Source organism: Bacillus cereus group sp. MYBK5-2, assembly GCF_051915685.1.
Taxonomy (GTDB): domain Bacteria; phylum Bacillota; class Bacilli; order Bacillales; family Bacillaceae_G; genus Bacillus_A; species Bacillus_A cereus.
Window position 1 is genome coordinate 1 of record NZ_JBQAFE010000026.1, and the last position, 8537, is coordinate 8537.

The window sequence follows — 8537 nt, forward strand, 5'->3', positions numbered from 1 at the left end:
TGATGGCAGAGAGGTCACACCCGTTCCCATACCGAACACGGAAGTTAAGCTCTCTAGCGCCGATGGTAGTTGGGACCTTGTCCCTGTGAGAGTAGGACGTCGCCAAGCAAGCTTAAGACGAGTCAGAATGACTCGTCTTTTTTGTATGCTTTCATACCTCTATCAATTGCATTTTTAACCCCTTCTAAATAAGAAAATCCATATTTTTTATCTGGCTCTAAGTAAGTTCCTTCCGCCCACTCGTTCCATGCGTTAATAAATAAAAACTCGCTGTTATAAAAAGAGTAAGTACGATGAATTTGCTTGCTTAAATATATGCTGAACTTTTCAGGGGTAGAACCTACAAAGATGCTGCTATTTGCGTTTTTACGTCGTGCAGTATTATCCCAATCAACAAAAGCCCCGGGAAATGTTTTTTTCTTTGGGAGCGATCGTTGTAATATATACATCCATACTTTATCGTAGTCCCAAACATTTAATTGCATATCAGAATCATATATTACCTTATTTATGTCTGAAGAGCTATCATGGGCAATTGTATAGAAAGGTTCAAACTGAATGCTAGCATCGAATCCATTTATATTAGGTAGTGGAAAACTGTTTAATGTTTCAGCAAAGTATATACCTTTTAAACCATTTTCTCGCGCTAATGCATTCCAGTAATTAAGCATTTTTTCACAATCAGGAATATGTCCTGGACGATAAATAATGAATAGAGGTTTATCATCTATATAAATATATCTCTCATCCTGGAAAGCCTGTAATAAATAATCAAAGTGTTCCTTCCAATCAGATATATCTCCGTAGTCTTGAGGCATTAATATATGTTTATCGAGACCATCCCAAGATTTTGTCCATGGTTCATTTGCCCAAGAAAGACAAAAAGGGAAGTCAGGTTCCTTCATCTTTAGTACCTCATTAAAGGGTGTTTCTAATAGTCTTTTTCCCTTAAACCAGTAATGATAATAACAAAAACCATATATACCGTATGCTTTAGCGATTTCCGCTTGCCACTTTCTTACGGAGGGGGTAGTTAAGTCGTAATAAAAATCTTGATAAGGTTCCCTAGGTTGATAATGTCCTGAAAATAAAGGTCGTGCACTTTTAGTATTTGTCCATTCAGTAAATCCTTTCCCCCACCATCGATCATTTTCTTTAATTTGATGGAATTGTGGTAAGTAAAAAGCTATTATTTTCAAGTTATATCCCCCTCATGTTTTTCGTAGTTCAAGTGTTGGGAAGTTATTCTTGATTTGGTGAAGTAATTTTAAAACAAGAGATATGTTATCTGTTTACTGTTTTTTATGGTATGTATTGGATTTTTTTAAGCTTACTTAATAAGAGAGTATTAGGTAATTTGATATATAGCTGAAATAGAAAGTGCTTTTCGTCATGAAATTTATTACGTTGAATGAAAGGAATTAAATTTTTTGAAGGACAAAGAGGGCCTGTGGTAATCGATTTACATCATCAAAAAAGTCTTGTAGCTTTAAATATTTCTCATAATGATTTTCAATATAAGTCCTAGGTATAACAGTTTCTCCGTAAAAACTACTATTTCTAACATCCCCTGCACCAGTAGGACTGTGAACAAATTTGCCGTTTTCATAATCCGAGATGGCGCGATGTATATCTGGAAAAGCTTGAGATAAAGTTTTATGCCATCCTGTTTGAATTAATTCAGGATGTTCTTGGAATTGTTGACAAAAATCAAGAAAATAGCGCGCTTGTGTTGTTGCGATGAAGATTCCACCAGGGCGAAGAACTCTTGAAAATTCTTTTACCCAATTTTCAGCAGTTGCTTCGGATAAATGTGAGAATACAGAATAAGCGAATATGATATCTAATGAATTGTCACTAATAAATTCTACAGGGGGATGTGGACTTGCTGTTTTATATATCCCTCTTCCTAGTGTTTCATTACAAAGTGTGATCATCGCAGGATCGACATCAATGCCAAGTAAATTTTGATCAGAGGCATCTTTAAATAAGAAGCGTATAATTCTTCCCCATCCGCAGCCGAAGTCTAAAACTTTACTTTCTTTATTCAAGGGAACCCCTAAATTTTGGGCGTATTCTTTTATATGTCTATAAAACAAATATGCTTCGTAAAGAGCATGTTCATAGGAAGCACCTACAAATTGTTTTTGAATTTCTTCAGGAGGAAACCTAGGTACGGGAATCCCATTTACCGTTGTTTGCGAACAACTTTGTATAAATAAATTTAGAAGTTCGACATCAGATAGTGAATTAACAAGGTAATCAAAATCACTTCCTAACTTAAAGTTATTCATTTGTTAAACCTCCGAATTATATAGTGATTAAACTTTATTTTCTTGCTTTTTACTAATAAAAACATGTAAAAATTCAGCATCTAATCCTAGTGATCTATCCTTTTGTAAATAAACAATGGTATACATATTGGTGTGTGTATAAATATATTCAATCATATCCTGCCCCCAATCGAACGTTACTAAAGATCCATTTTCATCAATAGGGTTTCCATGATAAATGGGCTCTTCAATATATTCGATCACCTCTTGATTCATTCTTGCTCTTTGCACAGTTTTTGTGAGTGTATGATACCAAGGGACAGTAAATACATGAGCACCGCCAGGTTTTAATACTCGTTCTATTTCTTTAAAGGCTTTGTTTGGCGTCATTACATGCTCAAAAACGTCTTGAGTAATGAATAAATCAAAAGATTCATCTTCAAAAGTCATGTCTTCTAAGTTCTCACATCTAATACCTTGAAAGTATTGAGAATAAGTATAGTTTTTACAGTTTTTTAATAGTAGCTGAGTTGTAATCCCTCCAGGAGAGGATTCGTGGATACTATAGGAATCCCATTTTGGAAAAAATGTATGCAAAGCATGGATTAAAGCTCGCTGCCTTGGTATAGAGTTACATGTAGAACATAAATAATGATCTCTAAGCCAATCATTATGCTCTATAAATGTAGCTTTCTTTTCGCAAATAACGCAGTACCCATTATTGTGTTTCAAATTGATTTCCACACGACATCCCTCCTATGTTAAATGCAATCTATTTATGGAAAGTATGATACACGTCAACAATCAGCGAAATCAAAGGGGGAATGGGGGAAAGTTAGGTATCTCTTAAAATTGCGATTAGGAGAAGGGAATAATCAGTTGAAGAGAACCCCCAATCGAATTAAAGTTTCACTTTATGCTATGCGATGCATCAGCTTTTATTCATGGGAAAATGTATAGACTTAAAATATCCCTTTCGTGTATGGGTACATTTCAAAATCCTGTGCGTATATTTCTGTAACTAAATCCATAGTTTCTTTATCATAAAAGCTTTCGTATGTTGGAAATCGTGGGAAGTCTGTATCTGTAATGCTAAGTTCTGCATAGCTCCCTGCATAAATCATCTTATGTGCGCGATGATGATCTGAATTTGTAAGAAGTGCTAAAGGGGATTTTATCAAATCGTACGTGTGTTCTAGTTTGGTGATTTGTGTATTAAAATCTTCTAAAGGAATATAACATTGGATGAAGTTTTCTTCACCAGGGACGTATTGTTGACTAAAATGTATATCTAACGCTAGAGAATTGGAGCTGAATGCCTGAACGTAATATAAAAATTGTTTAAATGATATTCCTTGATTACTATATTTGTCATTGTAAAAATAATGACGGATACTTTCCCATTGAGGGCTAGCATATGGGTTGTCAGCAAGTAATAGAAATGAGCTGACAGCCCTTGTATAGGGATTTCGCACAAGTTTACAAACATCCTTTTTACCCTCTAGAAGACCATTTTGTAACTCTGGTATGTAATTTGTATTGTTCTTATACACCCAGAACTCATAGTAATGAATAAAGTCATTGTATTTCTTTGCTTCAGTAAATAATCCGATTTGAAAAAAGAACCAATTAGCTAACGCGGTGCATCCGCTTCTATGACTCCAAAATAGTATAATCGGAAAGTCTTTATGGTAATGTGGAATTCGATCTTTATGTAGAATTACATGATTTAAAAGTTCTTGATTTATATTTTTCATGAGTTTCGCACTCCTTTTTTGAAAACCTTGTGTATTTAGAAGTTTTTTTATGGGTTAAACAAGTGAGGATTGTTTATTAAATATATTCATGGGGATGAGTAAATATTATGAGTGTTTTTGCAGTCAACCAGAATAAGGAAGCTATTCTAAAATGAAAATAGAAAATAAAGATAATGAAAATTTATAACAAACATACAATGATAAGAAGATGAATAATCGAAATGATCCAGTTTATTTGTGTATATTTTTAGGTTTGAAGACGGGAAAAATTTACTACTAGAGAGATGATATTATGAGGAAGAATAATTATTTAATAGTAGGTGGAAATAGTTTCATTGGTATCAACCTCGCATTGGGTTTATTGAAACAGGGGCAAAATGTAAAAGTATTTTCCAGACATATAAATAATTTTCCTCAAAATATTGTAAGTGAAGTTGAATTTATTAAAGGTGATTTAAAAAATGTTGAGGATATATATAAGGCTTTAGTGAATATAGATATTATTATTTATTTAGCTGCGACGTCTAACGTAGCAACTTCAATTGAAGATGTTTTCGGTGATATTAATAGCAGTCTATTTTTTCTTAATTTCATGGAAAGTGTTAAAGATTTTCGTATTAAAAAAATTATATTAGCTTCTTCGGGAGGCACAGTTTATGGTGAACCTGAATATTTGCCTATTGATGAGAAACATCCATTAAGACCACTTTCCCCGTATGGAATAACAAAAGTTTCGCTGGAGAATTATTTGTATTTTTATAAGAGAAAATATGGAATAAATTATGTTGTATGTAGATATTCTAATCCGTATGGAAAATACCAAAACCCCTTAAAAAAAGTTGGGGCGATAAATTGTTTTTTGTACCAGCATCTCAGTAATGAAAGGATTCATATATATGGGAATCCAGAGGAGATTATTAGAGATTATATTTATATCGATGATTTAGTTGAAATTACTATACAACTAGCACAATTAAATCAATTGAAATCTTGCGTATACAACATAGGGAGTGGCAAAGGTCTTTCTTTAAAACGAATTATAGTGGAATTAGAGAAAATAACAGAAAGAAAAGTGGATTTTATCTGTTACAAACAAAAACAAGAGAACGTTCAAAAAATCATTTTAAATATTGATAAGATAAAACAAGAATTGAATTGGGAACCTAAAATAGATTTTAAACATGGGATTAGATTAAATAAGCTATGGATTGAAGAGTTCTTATATAGTAAAAAACAATAACCCACACTCTACTTGTATAAGCAGAGCGTGGGTTATTATTTTACTTCTTTTTCTATAACCCAAAGGTCTTGATGTTCCCACCAAAATCCTTCAGTATACTTTTTGATAATTGGGTTATGGGGTAATAATTTAATTTTGTCACACACGTAAGAGGGACTAACTATCGTTTGTCCGTATTGATTCACATCTAAATCGAATTGTTCACTAGAAGAGAGAAACCAATAGCCCTTTTCATTTAAATTTGGAAACCCGAAGTATTTTTTGCTTTGATAGCCATGGGTTGTGAAAATGAATAAACCACCAGGTGAAACAGCGTTATACAATGTTTGCAGCCAACGAAACCAAGTTGTATCAGGCATATGAGAGAAAAAGGATAGACAAAAAACGATATCGTACGTAGAGGAGTCCAATTTTAACTGTTCAGGCTCAGGATGAGATAATATAGAAGAACTATTTAATTTGTTTTCAATAAAGGAAATAGCCTCTTCGTGTATATCGCAAGCGGTTATACTCAAATTCGCTTGTAGATTTAATAAATGACGTGTTACGCAGCCGTATCCGGATGCAAATTCTAACAATTTAATTGGATTGCCTGTAGGAGGATAAAGGGAAGTAATTAAGTTTAAGAGTATTTGTGCTGAGTTTTGCCCATCTTTAAAGTAGTAATCTATCGCTTCTTTTTTTGATGGGAAGACGGGATTAGTGACAATGAACTGAAAGATATGATCCTCAGGATGGATACTTGCATTTACATTATAGCTGTGTGCGATTTGAGAAATTAAATCTTTATGTTCCTCTATAAAGTCTTTCAAAGAGTATTCCTCCCTTAAGTAATAGTAGCAACTTACAAGAGATATTGATGGCATAGAAAGCACAAGTTTAAATTTTTAAGTATGCTTTAAGATGCTTTCTATATGTATACATTTTCATTTTAGAAATGTCGTCGATAGTAAATCTTTCTTTAATGAAATTTTGCATTTGCACAACTTCATTGTAATGGGAGTATGAATCTTCTGTTCTTGTTACGCTATTTAAATGTCGTCTATGATAGTTTAAGGGGGCTGGATTGAAGTAAATATCTCCCTCTGTAAGAAGAGAAACATAGAAAAACCAATCACCAGCTATTTTGAACTTCTCTAACTGTTTTTCTGTTTTCTTCATATCTATATTTTTAAAAACTACACTTGAAACATTAGGTATAGTGTTTTTGATAAGTAACGTATCTTGTATTTCTTCGACGCCTTTTCGAAAATAGGGGCCTTTCCATTTTTCTTTATCGATATCATTTGTGTAATTTAAATAATGATTAGCCAATACATTTCCTTGTTCATCAATTTGTTTTGATTGTGTGTAACTTAAGGTAATATTGTTATTTATATAAAACCCCTGTATCACCTCTTGTAAAAATGTCTTATCGCATAAGTCATCGGCCTCTGCGATCCAAATATAATCACCAGTTGCTGCAGAGACTCCTTTTATCCATTGTTTAAATACAGAACCAGAGTTTTTATCATTAATAACCTGTTGAACCTTCAGGTGGGTCTTATTTTCTTTTGAGAGCAGCTTTTTAAAAGTTGATACGCTATGATCAGTGGAGGCATCGTCTAAGAAAATTAGTTCGTAAAGAGGGTAGGTTTGGTTTAATATTGATTCGATTCGAGCAGGTAAGTATTTTTCATAATTATAGTTCGGTATGATTACACTTATCTTTTTGTAATTATGTTCGAGAAGATCTAGTAATTGATAAATGTAATTAAGAAAATTGAAGTTTTTTTCGATAAGTTCTTGGCCAAAGCTTCCCTTTTGTAATCGTAATCCCTCATCATGAATAAATTCATATATTTTTTCTAGCATTTTGGGTAAATTTAAAAAATCTACTAAGGCACCAGTTTTTTCTGTAACAACATCTTCAAAACCTCCAGCATTTTTAAACCCTATAACAGGAAGTTTTGCATCTAATGCTTCTAAAACAACATTTGGAAAAGGATCTTCCCTTGAAGTTAATAAGTATAAGTCAGCCCCGGCGTTATATAATCCGATATCGGGAGTAGGATCGACTAATGTGAAATGTGCTTTATATTTAGGGGGCAGTGTATTCAGGAATTGAACGTCCGTTCTCCCTACCCAAATGAAATGAATATCCTTGTGAGTCTTTCGTACTGAGTAAGAGATAAGTGAGAATAAATCTATTCCTTTTCGATAATCTGCGAAGCCTACACCTAAGATAATTTTGCTATCTAGAGGCAGGTTAAGCTTCTTACGTAACTCATTTCTAGCTTTTGCGATATTGTTTTTATAAGGATTGTGGTTAAACAAACCTTGAGGGAGAATGTGACATTTTTGAGGATCCAATTCAGTGATTGTACGAAATTTTTCATATACGTATTGTGAAGGGAAGACAACTTTGTAAGCAAATTCAGCGATGTTTTTAGCTTTCCCTTCAGCAGAGTACTGTTGTATTAAATGCGGTAATTCATGTATTAATGAAACAACTTTTATATTGTGTCTAGCTAGTAATGCGACGATATCGCCACTTATGACAGTGCTACATATGGCGAGGGTAAAATCCTGTGATAATAAATCCTTTATTAATAATTCGACCTTTTCTTCTGTTTGATAACCTTGCTCGAGACAATAAACAGGACCGTACTTTTGAAAATCTGGAATTAAAATACCTGATCCAATAGAAATAATTGCAACAGAGTAATCAAAGTTTTCTTTAAGAGCCTTAATAGTATGTAAAGAAAGTAGCTGTGCTCCGTGGAAATGGGCATCATGGGATACATAAATTATCTTTTTATTAACATGCATTTCATAACGCCTCCTAAGTATATTAGATTTTAAAGGTAAAGAAGAGAAGTGTTTTATTTATAATCTCCCTAGAGATGAGCAGGAGGGAGGACGTACTAAAAGAAAAAATACTATCCTTAATATATATTTACTTGGTCTCACATTCATTCTTTAGAAAAGTATTAGTATTAAGTTAGAGAGTGTAGGCTGCAGATTGTTAGTTTGAATACATAAGTTTAAGAAGTTCTAAGGCTGTGTTAGAAATTAAGAGAGGGCAAAGCTTTTATGATTTATAAAATAAAAAAGATAAAAGGTATTGACGGTTGATCTACGGGGGTGTAATATAGAACAAGTCGCCGAGGACAATAACGTCGAAAGCGACAAACGAAATAAAAAACTTAGTTGACATCAATTAACGAAAGTGTTAACATAAGGAAGTCGCAAATGAGCGACCAAGTAGTTCTTTGAAAACTGAAC

At 33.2% G+C, this 8537-nt stretch carries 7 protein-coding genes and 1 rRNA gene; 2 read left to right on the plus strand and 6 right to left on the minus strand.

Features of this window, described 5'->3' with window-relative positions; translation table 11 throughout:
• Positions 1-108 (plus strand): 5S ribosomal RNA (gene rrf, locus ACTFP3_RS29960); the annotation flags it as partial.
• 14 nt (positions 109-122) lie between these two features.
• Here rrf and ACTFP3_RS29965 read toward each other — a convergent pair.
• From ACTFP3_RS29965 to ACTFP3_RS29980, 4 genes are all read right to left on the minus strand, one after another.
• Positions 123-1199, minus strand: a complete 1077-nt coding sequence (locus ACTFP3_RS29965) for a glycosyltransferase WbsX family protein (RefSeq protein ID WP_044306950.1) — start codon at positions 1197-1199, stop codon at positions 123-125.
• A gap of 222 nt (positions 1200-1421) precedes the next feature.
• Positions 1422-2294 (minus strand): class I SAM-dependent methyltransferase, encoded by an 873-nt coding sequence (locus ACTFP3_RS29970; RefSeq protein WP_025710433.1) that lies wholly within the window; start codon positions 2292-2294, stop codon positions 1422-1424.
• A gap of 27 nt (positions 2295-2321) precedes the next feature.
• Complete coding sequence (locus ACTFP3_RS29975) at positions 2322-3017, minus strand: class I SAM-dependent methyltransferase (protein ID WP_440012071.1); 696 nt, start codon at positions 3015-3017, stop codon at positions 2322-2324.
• Positions 3018-3235: 218 nt separating this feature from the next.
• On the minus strand, positions 3236-4030 hold the full coding sequence (locus tag ACTFP3_RS29980) for a sulfotransferase family 2 domain-containing protein (protein WP_000790047.1): 795 nt from the start codon (positions 4028-4030) through the stop codon (positions 3236-3238).
• Positions 4031-4322: 292 nt separating this feature from the next.
• Here ACTFP3_RS29980 and ACTFP3_RS29985 point away from each other — a divergent pair, with 292 nt between their 5' ends.
• A complete protein-coding gene (locus ACTFP3_RS29985) occupies positions 4323-5270 on the plus strand; it encodes an NAD-dependent epimerase/dehydratase family protein (RefSeq protein WP_440012073.1) in 948 nt (315 codons plus the stop codon).
• A 35-nt stretch (positions 5271-5305) separates the two neighbouring features.
• Here ACTFP3_RS29985 and ACTFP3_RS29990 read toward each other — a convergent pair whose 3' ends face one another.
• On the minus strand, positions 5306-6082 hold the full coding sequence (locus ACTFP3_RS29990; protein WP_149215801.1) for a class I SAM-dependent methyltransferase: 777 nt from the start codon (positions 6080-6082) through the stop codon (positions 5306-5308).
• Between the two features lie 67 nt (positions 6083-6149).
• On the minus strand, positions 6150-8081 hold the full coding sequence (locus tag ACTFP3_RS29995) for a glycosyltransferase (RefSeq protein WP_086388122.1): 1932 nt from the start codon (positions 8079-8081) through the stop codon (positions 6150-6152).
• Positions 8082-8537: the final 456 nt, after the last annotated feature.